Source organism: Vibrio olivae (assembly GCF_042428525.1).
Classification (GTDB): domain Bacteria; phylum Pseudomonadota; class Gammaproteobacteria; order Enterobacterales; family Vibrionaceae; genus Vibrio; species Vibrio olivae.
Window position 1 is genome coordinate 1 of sequence record NZ_JBHMEP010000019.1, and the last position, 20,173, is coordinate 20,173.

Below are 20,173 nucleotides of genomic sequence, written 5' to 3' on the forward strand. Positions count from 1 at the left end.
ACACGGCTATATTCGTTCATGAACGTCCGCCCCATGAAATCCTGATGTTTCGGGAATCCATTGAAGTGAGCGTACCCCTTAAGCTCATCATCCATCATATTGCCTCCTACGTGAGTACGCGGGGCTTTGCTGGACAGTCTCTCGAAATGAAGCTGATCCCACCAGATAGGAGAACCCTCATCCAAAGAATCGGGGTAACCGCCACTAGCACCTACGATCTCAACGCTATCCTCGATATAAGTCATTTGATCCATCAAGCACTCTGATGGAGATAACAACATTTCCTTGCCACGGAAACGGATACCGCACTTGCAGTTACTACCAAGCTCTTGTGCTGATTCCAATTTCTTCCACATCCTGTTGCGGTATGATGCCGGAGCCTCGCTGGTGAAGAATCCTTCAAATACCTTGTCACACTCATCGCACAACATATTGGTATATACCTCTGTCTGGAAACTATGCTGGCAAGCCGCAGAAGTACCGTAATCCGTGATCTCCAGTTCCGGGAACGCCTGCTTGATTTCCTCTAAAGCGCTTTCGCCACACTCGTTGTCCGGGATCGTGATATAATACTTCTCCTTAGATACCTTGCAAGATCCGCAAGCTGACCAAGAAGCGGTACGAACCGTAGGATTCTCACACATATCAGAAGTCTTGGCGACATAATAGATAACCGTAGTAGGATTAGCGTCTACGAATGTCTTGATCTCATTATCGGTCAATTTCTTTGACGTAGCGGCGATATAAAGACCAGTGCCCTTGATCTGGCTCATCTTACTAACCGTATCGGAAACCACGTTAGGAAGAGACTCGATAGTAAAAGACATGTCAGCGCCATCATCCTCCAACGAAACGGAATACAGGTGTCCGCCCTTAACCTCAGTATAGCTAGGAGGGCATTCCTCGCATCCTTTCATGATAGAGATCAGACGTTGAGTATAGTCATTAGGCTTAGCCCCTTTCTTCATCACCTTATAACGTGACATGCTGCCGTTGATGCTCTCACGAACGATCTTCAATCCCGGATACTGGGCACGAACCTCAGCCAAGGCCAGGTCATCACCAGTATCGCAAACCTCCATACAATAGAAGTTCACGTCCTCCGTCTCAGACTCCGTAGCCTCGTTAGTACATCTTGTAACCGGAGTGATATCAATATAATCAGATACCTTACCACCTCCAGCGATAGGCTGATTCTTCATCCTCTCGATACACTTCAATACGGCGGGTAACAAATCAACCTCCTCGCAAGGATCGCACTCCTCGCATTGATTTGGCGTATTATCACAATCATCCAAAAGAATGGCGTCATTAATCTCTACACGACCCTCCTCATATCCAAGAAGCTCAAAGGCACGACCAGCGAGAACCAAGCGGATAGCGATACGGTCTCCCTTGGATACGGAGAATGCCGTGTCATCAGAAGCACCATTGTATCCTAAGATAACATCATCGACATAAGCATGATCTTTCTTCGGCCAAGAAGCGTAGATCTCTGTGATCTCGTTCAAGGAGAATAACGGCGTGGAAAAATCCTTGTCATAGATAGAGCGGGAAGCCGCTTGTTCATTACGACCGATACGGATCTCATAACGCTTGTCGTTACGAGGCTTACCGGTAAAATCAGTCACGGCCTTACAACCGTTCTCGGAAGTATCTTTAGTATCATAAATACCGATCTGTCCTTCCTTCAAGAAAATGGAATCAACATCCACCATCTTAGCGTGTGGGGATACGAAAAGTACCCGGTCTTGCGGTCTGTGCAACATATAATTAATATTTTAGTTTAAAGAATCATTTACCTAACGCAAACATAATAATAAACGAGTTCACGACAATAAAACACGATCACGAGTGTATAGGCATATAAATAAATTACATTTTTTGTAAAAACATTATTTAAGCCACTTTTTCTTATACATCTTCCTCATCATATCAATAAGTTCATCGAAGCTTTTTATATAACCCATATCTATAGCCCATATAAGATTGCCCTGTGTTTGCTCCAATTCCTTTAGCTCAGCTTCCGTGGCCTTATTCCTGATCATACTTTCATGGATATTAAAAACAATATAATTAAGACCCTTGGCGATCTTAACATAATCTACATCCTTAAATCTAGAAGCCGCCCTAGACAAAGCATTATACCTATCACCAGCCTCTATTCGATTAAGAATAAGCTTATCGGTTAACCACGTAACAACCTCGGCATACAACATAGGATTCAATTCCATAGCTACAAGAACCCATATATAAGGATTACACATAGTTCTCCTGTTCTCGCCCCTACCAACCGTCTTATAAGCACCAAACTTTTTCATTACTTTTATAAGAGACTCTTTTTTAACCATTTCCATAAAAACAGGAAATCCTGTTTCTATCATATATCCTTGTTTTTCAAGAATATAGTATATTCGCTCAGCACTTTCCTTGTTAGAAAGGATATTCTCTATCCTCTTATCATTCCATCCCTCCTGAATCCTTTTCCTGGTATAGGCTTCCTGTAAATCAGTCAACGACATGAAAGACGTTTTAGTGTCTTGCTTGATAGTAACACCAAAAAGATCCCTATCCTTGGAGATCATAACAACATTAGTTTTCATATTACATATATTTAATTGTTTAATACGATGCAAATATATAAATAAAAGTTTTACCGTGAATATATACACATAAAAATATATCAATATAAAATCATTATATTAAATATTTCATGAAATACAAAATATGTTTGTGATTTCTGGAGTCGGAGAAATCTCCGATTCCAGAGAATATGCATAGGATGATAAAAAATAAGCCTACCCATTTCTAGGTAGGCTTATCAATCAAAACTAACGTTGTTTATTTAAAGGAAGCCACATTATCCTTATCCATTCTATATCTATACAATTCATTCTCATTAAGGTTGAATTGTTTAGCGACCATGTCCAGAATCTCCTCCACTAAAGGATCGGGCAGCTCCGGGTCGATGTCCGTAGATTGGATACCGGCGGCGTTGATATACCCCGACAGGTCCACCCTAACAGGACGGCGGTAGTACGTCATTTTAACCTCCTCGGTACGGAAGCCTGACTCGTAGACCACGACCTTCCCGTTCCCTATGGAGTAGAATGTCTCACGGTAGTCGTAAGAAGGGCGGTTATTATCATCCCCAAGAAGCTCATGGATATTCTCGTTCTTAGCCTCCCACATAACGAAATCAGCGGCCTCACATCCTTTGTACGAGAAAACGCCTTTTATGTTAGAAAACCATAGATAGTCGTCAGGTAAGTTAAAGGACGTAGACTCAGGGTCATCCATCCTACCCGCATTATCCAACGACATCCAATAAACAAGAAGGTTTTGGATGGAGCGTATAGTCTCGTCATCCTTCCTATTTAGATAGTACTTAACTAACCGGTCTTGGGCCTCGTTGAACAACAGCACGAACCTTCCCGGATCCAGCTTAATCCCGCCATTGGCCAGATTCTGCTCGTTCTTCTGCAAAGACCTTAGATACGCTTCTTGGATTGTCATCGTCATTCCTCCTTAACCTTATCACCTTCCTCTACGTCATCCTTCTTCTTAATATCCTTAACCTTCTTGGTCTTGGACTTATCATCGATATTAGACATAGATATGATCTCCTCATACTCATCCAATACATTAGCCTTTATGTCAATAAAGTCTTTCTTGGTAGCCAAGAACTCAGCGGATGTCCGAACGTCAGGTCCTATGATCTGGCCATTATATTGTAATCCGGATGGAGTCATATTGATACGACCATTTCGTTGAAGGACGTTTACGATACGGTAAAACTCAAGAACTTCCTTGAAATCACCTTCCAATGACCGATCCCAGATATCAAGCAGATAATCAACATTGGTCTTCTTCTCATTCATCCAGTTTGATAGAGATCCTGTATAATACTCATCCTCCGTGAAATCCGGGCGAGTTACGATACCGATGTAAAGAAGAAGATCGATGACAGCCTGACGATCGTCTCCACCTTTCTTAAGGGCGCTGATAAACTTATAGCTGATGTTCATCTTATTGATCTCACGCTGCTGGACGAAATCCTTCATATTGTCTTTCTCCACGAAACAGAACATGGAGTTCATGAAGACAGGATCGCCATCCATTTCCTGAGGAGTCAACATGCCGGAAAATACAGCCAAATATAAATAAAATAGATCTACGGTATTAGCCGTATTATAAACCTTACCCATGAAGATCTTATCCTTAGCGTCATCCCAAAATTCTAAATTGGTTTGAGATAGATCCATCTGTGACATTTCCTCGAAAGGCTTCATGATATTATCTACCCGCTGTTTGACGAGCCTGTCGATCTCATTCTTGTCAAGACCATTATAGCATCTTGATCTTGGATAAAAACCGGTGTTATAGGCCTTGGAGAAATCATCCCAAGGGCAACATACGTGAGTGGCGTTCTCCGGGAACGGAGCTTTAGCTATATTAGCGTCTTGAAAGGCCTGAGGAGCACTTCCATCGTGTTTGCCTACAACCTCATATAAGGTATCTGACATGATATTAAAACCGTTTACCTCGGCCAATACCTTCCTTGATTTTAAAATTTCTTTCATTTCCTTTTTTTGCGTTAAATTCGTTAAATATGTTCATTTACTTTAATATAATCAGATGTCTCTTTCCTCTAATGAGTTTAAGCTTTTTGTGTGAAACATCCTTTGGATTTTCTCCATTGAAATCCCTGATATTGAAATTTCCTGATTTTCTTCTTCCATAAACAAAGAGTATTTCATTGTTATACAATACTTTATCAAACAATCTAAACCTAAAAATCTCAAAAGGAGCTTGATTGTTTTTCTTCTTCCCTCCTTTTAAAATTTTCATTTTATGTATTTGCCTGTTATGTCTACGAATTAAACGTTTTAAATATTGACGTTCAATTCGTTTCGCATTGAAGTTCCTAGAAATAACAAACGCATCGGATGTATGGGATTTTTCAATCCCGTATTTAATCCGATTGTATTTCGTAATGTATCCGAACGTCATCGAAACGTTGTCGCATCTGGATTTCAACTCATCGTACAATTTCCATTTCATGATCCCCATCACGGCTGCGTCGCGAAGCGACTTGCCTCGTTTTACCTTCAAATCGATGTTACCTTTATGATACTCCTTATGACAAGTCTCACATAAAGTAATAAGATTTGAAGGAGAATCACCTCCTGTTTTTCGAGATTCGATGTGATGAACATTCAAAATCGGGTCTTTTGACTTTCCTTTACAATGTTGACATTTATGCCCATCCCTTGCCAAGATATATTCCCTGACATTCCAAAAACCAAGTTGATCTCCTTCCTGATATTCATCACCGGAGATATCGGGATTCTTTATTTTCTGGGTATCAAACTGGGCAACCTCGACGATGACACGGGATACCGGCAGGATAGAACAGATGTTGTCGATAACACGGATATGAGCATCAATCCTATGTCTCACCGAAGGTGCTACCCATCCTGTACGTTTGCTTTTTATCCTGTTGTTAAAACGAGGTTTCCTGTATCTCAACCTATTTCGTCTCGTTCTTCTTGACTCTCTTCTTGTAGACAAAAGTTCTACAATATCACTTCTAAGAATAACTTCACTGCTGTAAAGTTCTTTGCTTTTCGTCGTTGCTGATAGACCAACATGTTTGGTTCCGGCATCGACACCTAACACAATCTCTTGTTTGTAACCTGATGTCTTGTACATCAATTTGATGGTAAAAGGACATGTGTTCACAACGACCGCTTTGCTGTCTTTTAGCAGTCTCCTAACCTTCCCATGCCTTGTCGTAGGCATCATCGGTTTACCATCCATGTCCTGTATATACACCATTTTACAAACTAATTCAATGTTTATTCAACATAAGTCAGGGTAAAAACCCTGTTAGTACCCATCGCCAATGTTATTTTGAGGTTTTATATATAAGCAATACTGTTTCGCAAATACACTACTCCTGTTTAATCACTTACCTTAGAGCAAGGAACTTGGGCAAACATTCCTTGGTAACTATGTATTCTCAAATAACGTAGACTCTGTTTCAAGACTTAGGCTAATAATCCGATCCTTATGGATATATTAAAACCATATAATGAAATTATATGGAATTAATATTATTTTAGATTATTTCCTTTTTGCGTTACTTTAAAAAAGAGGAGAGGAATATCCTCCCCTCTAAAAACCAAATTACATATATGAAAAAACTTAGCCGAAGTAGTTCGGTTGAAGCTCGATAATCAAGAACTTGCTGTTATCCATAACCCAAGCCGCTGAAGCTGAGTGGCACCAGAATTGCTCTTTCATGCCCGGCAAGGATGATACGATCTCATTACCGTTAGCTTTGTGCGCCCAACGACCGTACTCATAACCCCACCACATGCTTACACCTTCTGGCTTGATATAAAATACGTTGTTATTCATATTACCTAACTTAGCGTTAGCCGTATTAGGAATAGCGGAATATGCGTTAGTCGATCCAGCGTCAGTGATATTCTCAATAATACAAGAATAAGAGGATCTAGGATACATACCATTCACTAACTCGCTACGATCTGTCATGTCGGCGTAATCCAAAGAAGGATCATGCTCGAACTCAACATTACCGATGCCCGGGATGAAAGCTCCCTTAACCTGAACCGGACCTAAGATCATGGCGTCATTAGTACCAGAGATAGGGTTAGAAGGCAGCATACGGTCACTACCCATACCCCAGCTTAAATTACTCAATGTAGTGAAGAAAGATTCTCTAATCAACTTCTCTAAATTGATCATAGCCATAGCTCCCACCTTGAACTTAATCTTACGCTCCGTAATAGGAAGATCCTGACGTCCACGGAAAATATAAGCGGCAGCAGCCATAAGCGTATCCTTAGTAATACCCATCGGGCGGCTATAGTAGATAGTGTAACCACGGCGAAGCTGACGATAGATACCTTCATTCAAATGGATAGGACCATTTTGATCCATGATAATACCACCTTCTTGCCACATCAACTGTCTTGCCTCCAACTTAACCAACTCAGCCATACAGAACACCTCCAACGTAGAGGCTACTTTGGCCGTACGCAAATCAAGTCTACCATTAACAGTCTTACCGATAATAGCCAGATCAGGAATATTACCCTCATACTCGCTTCTCATGGCATTCATACGACGAAGGGCGGTCTCCACGAACTCTGAAGTGCTGTTCTGGGCGGCCTGCATGGACTTCATACCAGCATACATAGTTGTCTCTCCTTCAACACCACGGTGGTTTCCTAAACGGAACTCACAGGTCATGGAACCGGCCTTGTCAGCTCCAGATACCTTAGAGAACTGGGTGCTATACTCACCAAGAGCATGACCGATCTTCCAATAACGGATACCAGGACGTAATTTCTCTTTAGGGAAGTATTTAGCCTTTCCGCCGATAACATGACCCCAATAACGTGTCAAATCACCTTCTGTCTTAGACGGGATCTCACCTGAGATAAGGATATTACAGCCGTTAGCGGCGTCATAGGTGATGACATCATAAGCCGTAAACTCAGAGGTATTCAAAACGATATCAAACAAGCTACCATCAATACCAGGTTTCGGGTGATGACCTGAAGTATCCTCTGCCGTAACGACAGCAAATGTCTTTGTAACAGGAAGATCATAACGGAAAGAAGCTCCAATACCGTTAACGGAGATCGTAGCGCCGTTATTAATCATACCCATATACATCGGAACGGGGTAATTAGCGATATTAGAGAACAGATTCAACAGACCCAAATGATTCTTATCAGGATCCTCATAATACCAGCTCGCCAATGAGCCTAAGTTATGCTCTACGAGCGATGTCTTATAGTTCTTGGCATCGGTGAAAGCAATAACGTTATCACCATTCACGGTAGCCGGAAAACTTTTTGTTAAAAAAGGATTCATAATTATCTATCTTTTAATGTTATACACTCTTTGATCCACTCAGATCAAGGAAGTTAGCTTCTATAGTATCGTTATCGATATTAGTCTTATTCTGCTTTCCTCCCTTATTGCCAGAAAGAAGAGTGATGGTCTTCTTATTAACCTCCATCTTAGCCTTGTTGGTTTTCTGTTTAAGGAACTCGTCCTTATTCATCAAGAACAAGGCCAAATCAGCGGCCATGTCCGGATTCTTGATAGCCTCCGAATAAGCTTTATCTATAGCCGTATGACCTTGATTGTCTATCGGCTTGGTAACGAAATCGACAGCCTTACCTATCATCGTGTCAGTCAACTGAAATCCTGAGCTTATAGATGTCTTTAGACCTTTCTTATAGACTTTCATCTGCTCAACTAATTCCTGTCTCCTTTTCTCGGACTTTTTTTTCTCCTCCTCGATAAGGTTATCCATCTCCTTTTTCAGGATATCATGGAACTTATTGGCCTTGGACTCAATAAACTCATCGCCCTTGCCGATCATCATCTCCATATTATCCTTTATCTCGTCTTCCGGCATACCCAACATCTTATAATAATGCTGGATAACCGCAAGCTGATCATTTTTATTACTCATATCAAGGCTATCCAACGGAGCCTGAATACTCTGATATTGGCTTAATAGTTGGCCAACGTTACCACCGGCCTTATCCACCTCTATCATCTTCTTCATGAAATCAGACATCGAGCCGGTATCAACCTTGTCTTTCAACAACTCATCAGCCTTGTCCTTGATCAATCCCTCCACTATATCGAGTAAATCATCCTCTTTCGTGATAGTAGAAAGATCGACCGGTTTATCATCTACCATAATATCAAGGTTGTCAATACTATCGATAATACCTCTAGCGGCCATCTTCTCCAAAAAGGATTTTCCGTTAAATCCTGATACTACATTATTATCAGTACCGCCTTCGCCAATGGAATCAGGGTCTGCGGTGACCGCATCGCCGCCCTTATCCCCGCCACCGTCAGCCGCTCCGCCGTCGGCAGGCTCTTTATTGGTATCACCTATAGGATTACCATCCTTATCATATTTACCCTCGATATTATTCTTATCGCCATCACCGTCACCACGGTAAAAAAGTTCCTCGACACTCATGGTCTTAAAACCCTTAGCGAAATCACCCATGTCATTCATACAATTTCCTTTTTTGCTTTTTACAAAAGTATTATTAATCCAATTACCAATTAAATCAAACCCATTATAGTATATGACAGAATTTTACGCCAAAATGATTACATATTTTGTAAAAATATTTACAAAACTTGTAATCAATTCTTGTTTATTATTGACGTAAACCTATCTGTATCAGAACGTTTATTCCTAGCATCTATCTCCTTTTCCTTTAATTCCAACTTCCTTTTCTCTATCTCCTCACGAGATCTTCGCTCAGCCTCGGCATTAGCCTGCCTGGTTCTCATATCCTCCTCACGGATATCCAGATCTCTTTCCTTCAAGGCTCGATCCGCTATAGCTTCCACATAATCCATACCCTCTGCGTTATCTTGTGTCCTAGCCGCTTGACCGGCGGCCATTATGCTCTTACCCCGTAAATCGAAGTTACCCTTGATATAAGCCAGCTCCTTCTCCTTCTCATGCTCGTCATTACGGGCCTGTTGATCGGCCTCGGCTTTTTGCTGTACAAGTCGTTGTTGATTCTGGTACTCCTCCTGTCTTACACGATCTGCGTAAGATCTGGCATCCCTTCCTATCTGATTCATCTCAGCCGTCGAGTTGGCATTCATCATTCTAGTGATATCAAGCAAGTCATTGCCCAAAGTATTCGTCTGTAATATATATTGCTTCAAATTCTCCAATTCCAGACGTTTCTTGGAATTAGAGACAGCCATAACATTAAGATGACGTAACGACAAGCTATTATCCGTAAGACTGATGTAAGCCAAGGACAGATCGCTGTTCCTGTACATCACGGTCCAATCGTATCCTTCCTTCTGACATACTTGAGCTACCGCAAGATGAATATCCAATGTCCGTTTCTTGAAGTCATCGAAATCATTGAAGTAAGTCTGAGTCTGTAACATAGTGGCGTTAACTCCCTGTTTTACGCCCGTAGAACTCTCGTATCTAGTTGACTGACCCATCGCTTGCTCGGATATACCTATCATCCTATAAGCCATCATATAGGCGTAAGACGCCATTTCCATACGGGATCTTATCTGATCCGTATTAGTAAGATCATATACACCGAACTGATTATATATGCTGCTCATCTGCGGATTCTGGTAAGGATTGTTTGTGTCATTACCACCCACACCCATAAATGAGACGGACTTAACGATCTGCATAAAAGTAGCCAAAGCCCCCTTCTTGTCCATCATATCCTTATATTCCGTAGGCAGGAATCCTAAGTCGCCTAAGAAGAACTTACCGATCTCCTTCTCGGCGTTATTGTATAGCTGGTTCATAGCAAGGTTATACATCATCTGGAACGGCTGTATGCGATCAGCGAGACTAGCCCCTATAAATCCAGAAACCGGAATGACATAATCATACAGACTGCTATCACCATGTATCTGATGAGGTATTGGATCCCCACCAATATATATAGGCTTATCCATTAAATTACCTCCGGTGATCTTAACGCCAAACCTAACCTCAGGGACATACTCCAAGATATAGGTGTTCACCTCAGGATCACTGACGGCTTCTGCCATGACCCTCTTCACTTTCTTTATACCATTCTTCTCCAAGAACTCCGGGAGAAGCTCATCTGTCACAAGCTCCTGATCCACCATTCCGGTCTCCGTCATGTAAGTTATTAAGAATATCGGTTTCATGGATACCCAATATCCCTCCATGACTCTAAAAAGACGGGAATCTATCTCATATCTCTTGCCATTGGACATGTCAGAGTTAAAATAGCCAAAGGGATGGAAGCGGGGCAAGAAGCGGGGCTGGGTGTGCTCCTCCCCGTCAGGTCCGAAGGTATGGTACTCTCCCATCGGCACACCATAATAGTCCTCAGCGGCGACTATAGACTCATAGTCATGGTATCCTTTCCATGGAATAACCTCATTCTCATACATACCGGTAATAGAAGGCTTCTTTTTCTTCTGATCATACCTAGTACCGTCATTGGATACCCATCCCTCGTAATCATCATCACCTCCCATAATCCGGCGCTTATCCTTAGCCGTCATCTTATGACCGTATTTTGATATCAACTCAACACCCTCGTAATAATGAAGACGACCTACATAAGATCCATATTGCGGGTATTTTACATCAGGATGGAAAACCTCCATAGGACTCCATACCTCCGGACGGTAGTAATCGAAACCAACGAAATGATTCCGGAACATCTTTCCGCTAAGAAGACGATCCCGGAAATTCTCCCTGTCAAGCTCATCCATATAAAACCTGCTACGATCAGCCTCGATCGTATGATCTCCCCATACAGCCGCCTGCGTCTTCCATCTGGTACTCATGAACCTCTGGATATCATCTGGTGTCATAGACACCTTAGCTTGTTGAATTTGCTCTGCGTAAGCCTGACGTTCCTCCTCGGAATTAAACTCATTGTATGTAGGATCAAGCCCGGCTTCTACAAGACGCTGATTGACGATAATATCCCACTGTTCTTGTATATGGCGATGAAGTAAGTTTGACATCGTATCCTCATACTCACTTATAGCCATATCCCCTACCTCATTAACCGTATACTTATCCTGTAGGTTTGTCAACCATCCCTCAAAAGCGTTTACAATACCACCTATGATATCATAATGCTTCAAGAAAGAGGGTATCCTTATATCACTCCTTAACTTCTGTACGTTCCTTAACTGTGGGATAACATCCGCCATCTCCATAAAAGATAACTTACCATCCGCCATCAGATAATAGTCACGGTACATTTGGTTACGATCATACTGTTTCAATCCTATCGCCTCAAGAGCATCCATACAATCCTCCTTCCATTTCCTGTTCTTTTTCTTCGTGGAAATAGCCTGAGGAGGTAATCCTAATAGCGCCCCTTTTGCCGGAAACGAATGATCTCTATTGAAAATCTCCATGTCAATCTAATTTGTTTTTAGCAAAGATAAGTTATTAAGCAACACTAAACTACCGAAACGCACCTATAGATACCGATCCAAAGGCAGAGGCATATATCTCATGGTGCTTATAAGCGTCTTCCTTGCGGGCGTTATTCATCTCATCTATCTTCGATTTAGGCATGTAGTTATTATCATCAAAATACCTAGCGAGAACCAACGCATGCCCGAAGGCTATTATCCTATCGACGTTCAATCCGGGCTTATACTGTATTATCTCATCCAATAGGGCTATATCATCGATCAGCTCAATACCCTTGACAGTTATATCAAGACCAGTACTATCATCATATCCGATAACGAAATCCTGCCAACAGTAATCCACGACACACGAGAATAGCAGGTTCTGGTTACCGGGGGTAGGATATAGACCTAACTTGCTGTTCTGCCGGGAGCCGGCCTTCACATACTTATTGGCTATTGCCTCACCAGCAAACAGGAAGAAAGACGCTGGCATACCGCTTTTACGGTTAAGGTACTGCTCATACATCTGGTCAGCGTTCTCCATAAGACATATAGCACCATATCCCTTCTGAAGCACCTCACAAGTACGGCAAAACTGATCTATGGATGATGGGCGGGATACGTAAGAGGCAACTATTCTATAGGCATAAGGATCTCGAATACCGACACGCCTTTTGAATACATAAAAAGCTCCTAATGAAGGGGTATCAGACTTGGCCTGTTTATAGGGATCTTGGCCTGCAACATAAATAAAATCATCAAACCTATTAGATTGAGGCATCTCGAATATCTGGACAGGAGCGTCGATAACACCTCCACTAAACGGGAAACCAGCTAGCTGTTTATTAGATTTCGTAGTACCAAGCTTATTGCCCGATTCAAGAAAAACATCACACAGCATGCCACTATATTGACCCGACTCAAGAAGATCGTTCTTATGCTTGATAGCGTACTCAACCGGGAACAGATTTTGAGAAGAGCTTAAAAAACAGTCATCAATCGTAAAAGGATAGAACATAGTATGAGAGGTATAGGCTACCCTGTCCTTTGTAGAAAGCTTCTTCCGTTCCTCATTAAGTTTATTGGTGCTAGCCTCGAAGTCTGTGGCGTCAATCTTGATCTTATTAAGCTTCTTATCATCAGGTTTTCCTAAATAATCACCCAAACCTATAGTTACCTTGACACCAGAGTTTGCCATTTGTCCCGGGACAAACATCGCCCATTTCCGTTCTTTCCATGTTTTTCCTTTCATGGCTCTACGGTTTAGGATATCCCAGTCCATGACCAGAAGGTTATATGTCTCGGGATCGGAGAACATCTCTTGAGCGTCCTTAGACAACTCCACCTCACCACCGGTACCGGCCAAGATAGGACTAAGACGCCAGCCATAAGGCGTGTCGTAGGATGGCATGGCGGCCGTGTAAGGCTTCTTTATCGGACCTTTGCCTACCTCGTCGAAAATAGCCGTAGCCGGTGTCAAACCAGCCGTCTTCTGCGTGGAGGTCTTCCTACCCATATTGATGTTGGCTATAGAGATAATGGCATGGATATCACGTACACCATTGGACATCCTCTTGCCTAATGTAACTCCCGAACTCCAGTCGGTCTTGGTTCTGTTGATCCTGAAAAAAGGATGCACATGATCAAGACCATACTCACAATACTCGCCGATATTGGATAAATCACTGTCGCTGAATCCTACTACAGAATGACTAAGGCCGATCGTCATAGTAGCGTTCATCTGGAGAAGTGATGACATGATGGTCGTATTATGGGAGACGACAAAATTGGTAGTAAGAAACTGATGCGATTTATTATCGACCTCAATACAAGTAGCCTTATATCTACCGTAATAATCTATATCATATATCCTAAGCCTATCATGGGTCTTAGATATATACATATCATCACCATCCATGACACAATAATACCCCATAGACCAAAATATTTTCCTTACAAAGGATATAATATACTCGCTTTTATAAACGACCTTAAAACGATCGTCACCGGTATTTATACCACAAGCGATCTTCATAAACGATCCTATGAACAACTCTTTCTGTTTTTTGGATGAATAAATGACATCATCCATCTCCTTCTTGCTTAGCTCAAAGATCCTGTCGGTAGCGCCACAAAGGAAGGAGGCGGCCAGAGACCCCATGAGCTGGGGCGATATCAGCCACCGCCGCTCAGGGAAATCTACCGCCTCCCCAATATCTATAGTCATTTTGGAGAAGTCAGAATGGATGATACCCATAGTGCTCATAACCTTATAATCACCATGATACTTGACTTTCCACTGGTGCTGCCCGCAACACACCACGCTGCGACCGTCCTCAAAGGTCACTTTGTACGTATCAACGAATCCCTGAGGATATACGCCCACTATGGTAGTAAGCTTCCCGTCATCACCGTATATGATATCTCCTATATCGGCGAATCCTATTTTCTTAGATCCATGAGGAGTATATATCAGCTCCGAGTTCAGAAGAGCCTTGCCAAAACGACGAGTACCAAACATCCCCAACCCTTTCTTCCCCATACGGGCACGTTGGTACATCTCGGCGAAAAACCATTCGTTATCACGCAAACGACTGATCGCTGGCACACGTTCCCCGTTTGGAAGATCCTGAAATACGGGAAAGAAATTAACATGCCAATAAAGCCATGGGGGGATGAACGTACCATTGATAGTCACCCCGTACTTGACCTTATAAGCCTCTTCTTTAAAGAACTGCTTAACATCGTCATCCTGATCCTCCCAACCGAACAGATCGTTCCATACAGGAGGATTTTTCATGTTTACATAAAATTCTGGACTCGTGCTTAAACTCATTTCATAATATCCTTTAAAACAGACTCAATTCCACCGGAAACCTGACCCTTACGTTCCTTTTTCTGGACATTGCTTACAGACCTATATACATCCATGATCCCACTTTTCTCCATATAAGAATCATTCCATGTATTTATCTTATCGATTAATTTTGATATGAAGTCAAATGCCCTTGCCATATCCTCCGGCTTCTCCTTGTCCCAAGGATGCTTATCAATATAAGTCTTAGCGTCATTTATAGCCTTAGCTATGACCTCAAGATTGTCGTTAACCCGATCAGCGTCCTTACTCGTCGGCTTTCGTCTTCCCTGTGGCATTAGCTTTCATATCTTTAAACTCATTATACTGTTTCATAAGAAGCTCATAAGATTGAACAACCCCGATCTTACTTACTTCCGTAACGCTCATGTCATGGAACATATCCTCAAGCTCCTTGTCAGCATATCTAAGACGTTCCTTGTCATCATAAAACACGAATCCAGACGTTCTGTCTTCTATAATACCCTTGGCGGTGGACGCATATGTCGTATCTAAATCCAGATCCATACCGAAGCTGGTAGCCAACTGGATCATGAACATCAACCTAGAATTGACTTTTACAGCCTCTATATTCAACATCTGTATCTTATGGGTCATCTCATGAAGAACGACAAAATCCTCCTCTTTTATCAACGAAGATGATTTAAGGGCTATCTTCTTAGTCCTATCCTCAATATCGCTATACAGACGCTTGCTCTCACGCTTTATGGCTATCCAATGCCTTATATGAGTATCCGCCTCTTCTTTAAGATAATCCCTGATCTCTTTTTTGATATCCTTATCCTCTTCCATTATAATCACACGTTATAATCATTATTATTTAATTCAATCTCATCACTGATGCTTTGGTCTATAGACCTCAATAAATCCCTGGTACTAACATCCCGCAAGAAGCGGACATTACCACCATTAGCCCTAGCTATCCTCCTTAAAGCGGAGTAAAGTATATCACCCAACGAATATTCAGGCAACTCACGGCATCCGACTTCCATGACAATAAGGGCATGGATACGATCATCTATCTTACTTCTTACGGGACTTCGCATAGTATTTACTTATAAGCTTCCCCTATAATACGTAGCGGGAAATGTTTGAAATTACGTTCAGGATCATCCTTCGTATAACCCATAAGAGATAGATGTTTCTCAAAATGACCTTCCGTATATTTTGAGGTATCCAACGTCATCCTAAATATAGTTCTATTCTCATTGTCAGGATGTTTGTTATATGACACGTCTCCCATACATCCACATCCAAGATGATGCTCCTTGACATGGAAACCATCTTTATGGGTGATAAATAACACGATTTCTATCTTATCACCTATTTTCTGATCAAAAACATTTAGATAAAACTCGCTCTCGTCATCCGTAAGTCCTATATCAAATGCATCGTTAGGGCACTCGATATTAAAATCGTTATGATCGGCGGTTATGACCTCCATAGCATTCCATTTGGCTTTCTCTCCTTCTACGAATTTCAACGGGCATACCTCAGTCTTCATCCAAGCCTTCTCCTTGATAAAACAACCACACAACGAGCAAGCCTGCCTACCCATCAATCTTTGCAATATTACCTTAGCAGGTAACTTAAAGAAAGCGATATTAGAAGAGTTCTTAGGACATTTCTTACATAATTCAAGACGATTCTTATACCATTCGGGATAATCTTTCTTATCCTTAGGAATCCTGCCCAATAAACTATCTTCCCAAGCCTGGGCTATTACTTGGGCCTTACCAATTGTTTGCACGATAATTATTTTTTAAACTGTTTTTGTTGAAAATCCTGTAATTGTTCCCATGTCATTCCATACCGACATTGATACATGGCCTCATGGTTATCACGTATAAGAGGATCTCCGTTCTTCAACCCCTCCATATCCTCTATCGCATTAATCTTCTTATCCAGACAATCAAGCTCAATAGGCATCCTTTCATCCGGATAACGATTACCTTCCTTGACAAATATCCGGCGTATCTTATCACGCCTTACACGCATCTCACGAAGATTGCATATAACGTATCCGATAAACGGTATTCTGATAGATATATTGTCAGTATACTTAGCTAGATGATGGATGTAAGATACGGATGCTTTCATGCACCACTCTACCTGTTGTTTGGTGAACTTCCCATCAGATCTTCTTACCACCTCATCAACGATATCCCTATCGAATGAAATAAGATTCCTACCCATCAATATCCAATTTGTTTCTCTTGAATACGAATCCCATTACACGGGTATCATCACCCTCCCCGTCAAGCACGAAATAATTACGTAGGCTTCTCATCTCAATAGACAACTCACGGGTACGGAAATTCCCGTTCTTCTTGTCCACCAGAAAACCACCACGCTTCAACTCATTGTTAAGGACAGCGATGTAAGACTCCTTCTGTCCATGACAATCCATATACTTAGCCCTGGTATCATCCGAGTATCCGTAGTTGATGTAGAAAGAAAGTAAGTTTATCGTTCTTTCGGTGATCAAGCTTCTACCCTTGGAATCCAGATAGCCGTTGTATATCCTTAAGAACTGCTGGATCATATCCAGTCTAGTGTCGTAAGGTAATGCGAATACGAAAGCTTTTCTCTGCTCGGCCACGTTATTAAAATTTTAAATTTTATTTATTAGATTAATATTTATATCACAAGATATTCAATCTAATTGGGTTAAACGCAAACCCACTACTGACTATCGTATTAATGCACGAATCACCAACTACTTTTCTAGCTATCCCAATAGCCCCGTTAATATCCGCATTTATCAATTTGCCGATAGAGCTTTGAAATAATCCCCTGCGTTTTCTTTTACCTAGATAATTATCTTGATATTTCATCTCCTCAAAAGCCAGATGATCGATCTTTGAAGTATAAGATTCCTCATGAGTAACAACCTCTATACCTAGCAACTTAGCTTTGTACATTATCTTATCAATTAACTTAGAATGAGGGATAGAGACAAAATGCTGGTTATTTCTCCTGCCAATATTTATCTCCTGCTTCCACTCCTTGTTAAGACCGATAATGATACGGCCTATATTATTTGATACACAAAAGTTCACGATATACTTGCTAATCTTATGCATCTTATCATCGATCCAACAATTACGATACAAAGAGATTCTTCTTATTCTCCTAGAAGTTCCATTATCGCCAACATACGACATCAATCTGGCTTTCTTCTTATTATACCACCGATTCAATGATTTGATAACTTTCCCGTTTATAATGAAAGGCTTGATGCCTACATTACTGATACATGAGCATAAATTATTCAATCCTAAATCGATCGAAAGGAAATTATCCTTATCCAAGTTTAGATCCGTCTCCTTTCTTTCATAAATTACCTCTACCACATAACATGTTGCTTGAGGCACTATCCTTACCTGTTTTAACTCATCTTTCTTTACGTTAGTTTTTATCGGTTCAATAACATTCTTAACAAAATGAATATAACCATCATCCTTTACCCGACAAGAGAAAGTCGTAAATACAACCATATTCTGCTTCTTACCTTCCTTGTACTTCGGAAGATGAGGTCGATGATTGTTATACTTATCCGGATTCCTGTCAAAATCACTCTTCAACTTGATCCATGAATTAACGCTCTTGAATACCTGACCAACCACTTGTTGTGATACAGATGCAGGTAGCTGTCTAAAATCAAATTGATTTTCCCTGCCTAATTTAGTCGAGAGATCATATTCCTTCAAATACTCCTTATTGAAAATACCCTGCCTTACCAGATACAACACATAATTGTACAGCAATCCGGATTTAAGGCAAATATCCTCAAATCGATTATCTTTTATAATATGTCTATCAACCAATCTCATTTCTAATAATAGAATTAGTTTTCGACAAAAATACTTTAAAAAAATATTATTGTCAACAAAATATGATATAATCAGTATAATATATGCTGACTAACATGTATTTACGAGAATCCAAAGGGAAAAGGCTAGTGGGGTAAGACGAACGAAGCTATGTATGTCTATGGCTGGCTACAATAGCGAGGACAGTGAAGTTCACATACGCTACGCGCTTGGACGGCGGGGGACAGCCTTATCCTGCCTCACGGGATGCGACCACTCCTTTTTTCTTTTTGGCTTATTGACCTCATATCCTGCCGTCATCGTCCAAGGATATAGCCCAAGGAATCCAAAGGGAAAATGTTGGTGGAGGATACGCTGGGACACCCAAGGTAAGGCTACCGCCGTCATACCGGACAATGCCGCCAGAGGTTCGCTATTGACATGGACGGAGGTAGAGTTATGTTAGCCTGCCGGAGCGTGAGCGACCGCATACGACCTTACTTTTTTCCCTTTGGATTCCTTCCTCCCCAAGCTATGGGATATAAAGCCAAGGGGAAATGGGAGGCCTTTAGGCATGGGCCTGCCGTAGAAGATACGGACGGCCGGAGCGTGAGCGACTGCACAAGACCTCGCTTTTTCTTCTTTGGCTTTTGCTCCACCCGATCCCCCTACCGGGGTTCCGGCTTCCGGTATAAGATACGGCTTCTACCAGGTTTAGCCTGCGGTATCCTGCCTGACGGCACCATACCTTGGCGGTAAAAAGCAATGTTTTATTAAATAGAGACTTTAAGTGGAGTACACAGGAACTCGACGTCAGGAGAGGTTCTGTGTACGGATAGAGATATTAGTAAGTAGTATATGTTTATAGAGTTAATTATATTTAATAAATATACCTATTAACGCGCGCGTAACAAGTAGGTTGAGAAAAAACATCGTTCACGCTCACAGCGTTTTACGGACATCACCTACCCCTTCTCCCCCCCCCCCTAAACAACAAATGGGCGACCTTCACAGGCTACCCATCCATCCGAATAACTTGTTTCGTATTGATAAAACTTGTATATTCGCAGCAAAAACTTAAAAAAAAATGATTGGAACAAAGATATCACTTTTACAGAAAATGAAATCAAATTTCGATAAGATTCTTACCGAAAAGTATATTCCACGTAATATTCAGACCAAGAAAGATGAGCTAGGATGTGTAAAACTTCCAGCCGGATCACTTATATGTCCAGTTGATTTTAAGCCTGTTACTAATAAGGAAGGCAAGAAAGTGACAGCCATAAAATATTCATTGAAACATGAGGAGTATCATGGATCGGGAATCCGGATCAGCGATGAATGTAAGATGGCAATGATATATCTTATTATCATAAACGTACTCAAACATGTGTTTCTAAGAAAAAGGATGCAAGATGGAAACAGAGATCAGATAGAGATCAATACCAATGATTTTATTGATATTCTATCGGATGGATGCGCTTATTTCTGCTAC

16 protein-coding genes are annotated in these 20,173 nt (G+C 41.4%); 1 reads left to right on the plus strand and 15 read right to left on the minus strand.

Annotation, left to right across the window (positions count from 1 at the left end):
* From ACFFUV_RS22580 to ACFFUV_RS22650, 15 genes are all read right to left on the minus strand, one after another.
* A partial coding sequence (locus ACFFUV_RS22580) for a hypothetical protein (protein WP_390197917.1) occupies positions 1 to 1,718 on the minus strand: 1,718 nt, incomplete at its 3' end.
* Between the two features lie 177 nt (positions 1,719 to 1,895).
* On the minus strand, positions 1,896 to 2,603 hold the full coding sequence (locus tag ACFFUV_RS22585) for a hypothetical protein (RefSeq protein ID WP_390197920.1): 708 nt from the start codon (positions 2,601 to 2,603) through the stop codon (positions 1,896 to 1,898).
* A 238-nt stretch (positions 2,604 to 2,841) separates the two neighbouring features.
* Positions 2,842 to 3,516, minus strand: coding sequence for a hypothetical protein (locus ACFFUV_RS22590; RefSeq protein ID WP_390197924.1), 675 nt, complete (start codon positions 3,514 to 3,516; stop codon positions 2,842 to 2,844).
* Between the two features lie 2 nt (positions 3,517 to 3,518).
* Positions 3,519 to 4,583 (minus strand): hypothetical protein, encoded by a 1,065-nt coding sequence (locus tag ACFFUV_RS22595; RefSeq protein WP_390197928.1) that lies wholly within the window; start codon positions 4,581 to 4,583, stop codon positions 3,519 to 3,521.
* A 37-nt stretch (positions 4,584 to 4,620) separates the two neighbouring features.
* The gene (gene iscB / locus ACFFUV_RS22600) at positions 4,621 to 5,841 is read right to left on the minus strand and encodes an RNA-guided endonuclease IscB (protein ID WP_390197931.1); all 1,221 of its coding nucleotides are present in this window, start codon (positions 5,839 to 5,841) and stop codon (positions 4,621 to 4,623) included.
* A 369-nt stretch (positions 5,842 to 6,210) separates the two neighbouring features.
* On the minus strand, positions 6,211 to 7,914 hold the full coding sequence (locus ACFFUV_RS22605) for a hypothetical protein (protein WP_390197934.1): 1,704 nt from the start codon (positions 7,912 to 7,914) through the stop codon (positions 6,211 to 6,213).
* 19 nt (positions 7,915 to 7,933) lie between these two features.
* Positions 7,934 to 9,088, minus strand: a complete 1,155-nt coding sequence (locus ACFFUV_RS22610) for a hypothetical protein (RefSeq protein WP_390197937.1) — start codon at positions 9,086 to 9,088, stop codon at positions 7,934 to 7,936.
* A 134-nt stretch (positions 9,089 to 9,222) separates the two neighbouring features.
* On the minus strand, positions 9,223 to 11,874 hold the full coding sequence (locus ACFFUV_RS22615; protein WP_390197940.1) for a hypothetical protein: 2,652 nt from the start codon (positions 11,872 to 11,874) through the stop codon (positions 9,223 to 9,225).
* Between the two features lie 160 nt (positions 11,875 to 12,034).
* Complete coding sequence (locus ACFFUV_RS22620; protein ID WP_390197943.1) at positions 12,035 to 14,824, minus strand: hypothetical protein; 2,790 nt, start codon at positions 14,822 to 14,824, stop codon at positions 12,035 to 12,037.
* The gene (locus ACFFUV_RS22625) at positions 14,821 to 15,141 is read right to left on the minus strand and encodes a hypothetical protein (RefSeq protein WP_390197946.1); all 321 of its coding nucleotides are present in this window, start codon (positions 15,139 to 15,141) and stop codon (positions 14,821 to 14,823) included. Before ACFFUV_RS22625 ends, ACFFUV_RS22620 begins: the two co-directional genes overlap by 4 nt.
* Entirely contained in the window at positions 15,110 to 15,655 is a 546-nt protein-coding gene (locus ACFFUV_RS22630) for a hypothetical protein (RefSeq protein WP_390197949.1), read from the minus strand. The genes ACFFUV_RS22625 and ACFFUV_RS22630 overlap by 32 nt, the downstream gene beginning before the upstream one ends.
* A 259-nt stretch (positions 15,656 to 15,914) precedes the next feature.
* Entirely contained in the window at positions 15,915 to 16,613 is a 699-nt protein-coding gene (locus ACFFUV_RS22635) for a hypothetical protein (protein ID WP_390197952.1), read from the minus strand.
* 5 nt (positions 16,614 to 16,618) lie between these two features.
* Positions 16,619 to 16,963: a hypothetical protein gene (locus tag ACFFUV_RS22640; protein WP_390197955.1), complete on the minus strand. Its 345-nt coding sequence runs from the start codon at positions 16,961 to 16,963 to the stop codon at positions 16,619 to 16,621.
* Positions 16,964 to 17,051: 88 nt separating this feature from the next.
* Positions 17,052 to 17,408 carry a hypothetical protein gene (locus tag ACFFUV_RS22645; RefSeq protein ID WP_390197958.1) on the minus strand — a complete coding sequence of 119 codons (357 nt, stop codon included), beginning with the start codon at positions 17,406 to 17,408 and terminating at the stop codon, positions 17,052 to 17,054.
* Positions 17,409 to 17,508: 100 nt separating this feature from the next.
* Positions 17,509 to 18,693, minus strand: a complete 1,185-nt coding sequence (locus ACFFUV_RS22650; RefSeq protein ID WP_390197961.1) for an RNA-guided endonuclease InsQ/TnpB family protein — start codon at positions 18,691 to 18,693, stop codon at positions 17,509 to 17,511.
* A gap of 1,072 nt (positions 18,694 to 19,765) precedes the next feature.
* On the opposite strand from ACFFUV_RS22650, the gene ACFFUV_RS22655 reads away from it, so the two are divergent.
* Positions 19,766 to 20,173 (plus strand): hypothetical protein (locus tag ACFFUV_RS22655; RefSeq protein ID WP_390197963.1); only part of this gene is annotated, 408 nt, incomplete at its 3' end.

Excerpts from the sequence above, each read along its gene's own strand:
- ACFFUV_RS22610 (WP_390197937.1), bottom strand. The coding sequence starts at position 9,088 with ATGAATGACATGGGTGATTTCGCTAAGGGTTTTAAGACCATGAGTGTC.
- ACFFUV_RS22585 (WP_390197920.1), bottom strand. The coding sequence starts at position 2,603 with ATGAAAACTAATGTTGTTATGATCTCCAAGGATAGGGATCTTTTTGGT.
- ACFFUV_RS22590 (WP_390197924.1), bottom strand. The coding sequence starts at position 3,516 with ATGACAATCCAAGAAGCGTATCTAAGGTCTTTGCAGAAGAACGAGCAG.
- ACFFUV_RS22615 (WP_390197940.1), bottom strand. The coding sequence starts at position 11,874 with ATGGATGCTCTTGAGGCGATAGGATTGAAACAGTATGATCGTAACCAA.
- ACFFUV_RS22625 (WP_390197946.1), bottom strand. The coding sequence starts at position 15,141 with ATGCCACAGGGAAGACGAAAGCCGACGAGTAAGGACGCTGATCGGGTT.
- ACFFUV_RS22620 (WP_390197943.1), bottom strand. The coding sequence starts at position 14,824 with ATGAGTTTAAGCACGAGTCCAGAATTTTATGTAAACATGAAAAATCCT.
- ACFFUV_RS22595 (WP_390197928.1), bottom strand. The coding sequence starts at position 4,583 with ATGAAAGAAATTTTAAAATCAAGGAAGGTATTGGCCGAGGTAAACGGT.
- ACFFUV_RS22605 (WP_390197934.1), bottom strand. The coding sequence starts at position 7,914 with ATGAATCCTTTTTTAACAAAAAGTTTTCCGGCTACCGTGAATGGTGAT.
- iscB (WP_390197931.1), bottom strand. The coding sequence starts at position 5,841 with ATGGTGTATATACAGGACATGGATGGTAAACCGATGATGCCTACGACA.
- ACFFUV_RS22645 (WP_390197958.1), bottom strand. The coding sequence starts at position 17,408 with ATGATCCAGCAGTTCTTAAGGATATACAACGGCTATCTGGATTCCAAG.
- ACFFUV_RS22640 (WP_390197955.1), bottom strand. The coding sequence starts at position 16,963 with ATGAAAGCATCCGTATCTTACATCCATCATCTAGCTAAGTATACTGAC.
- ACFFUV_RS22630 (WP_390197949.1), bottom strand. The coding sequence starts at position 15,655 with ATGGAAGAGGATAAGGATATCAAAAAAGAGATCAGGGATTATCTTAAA.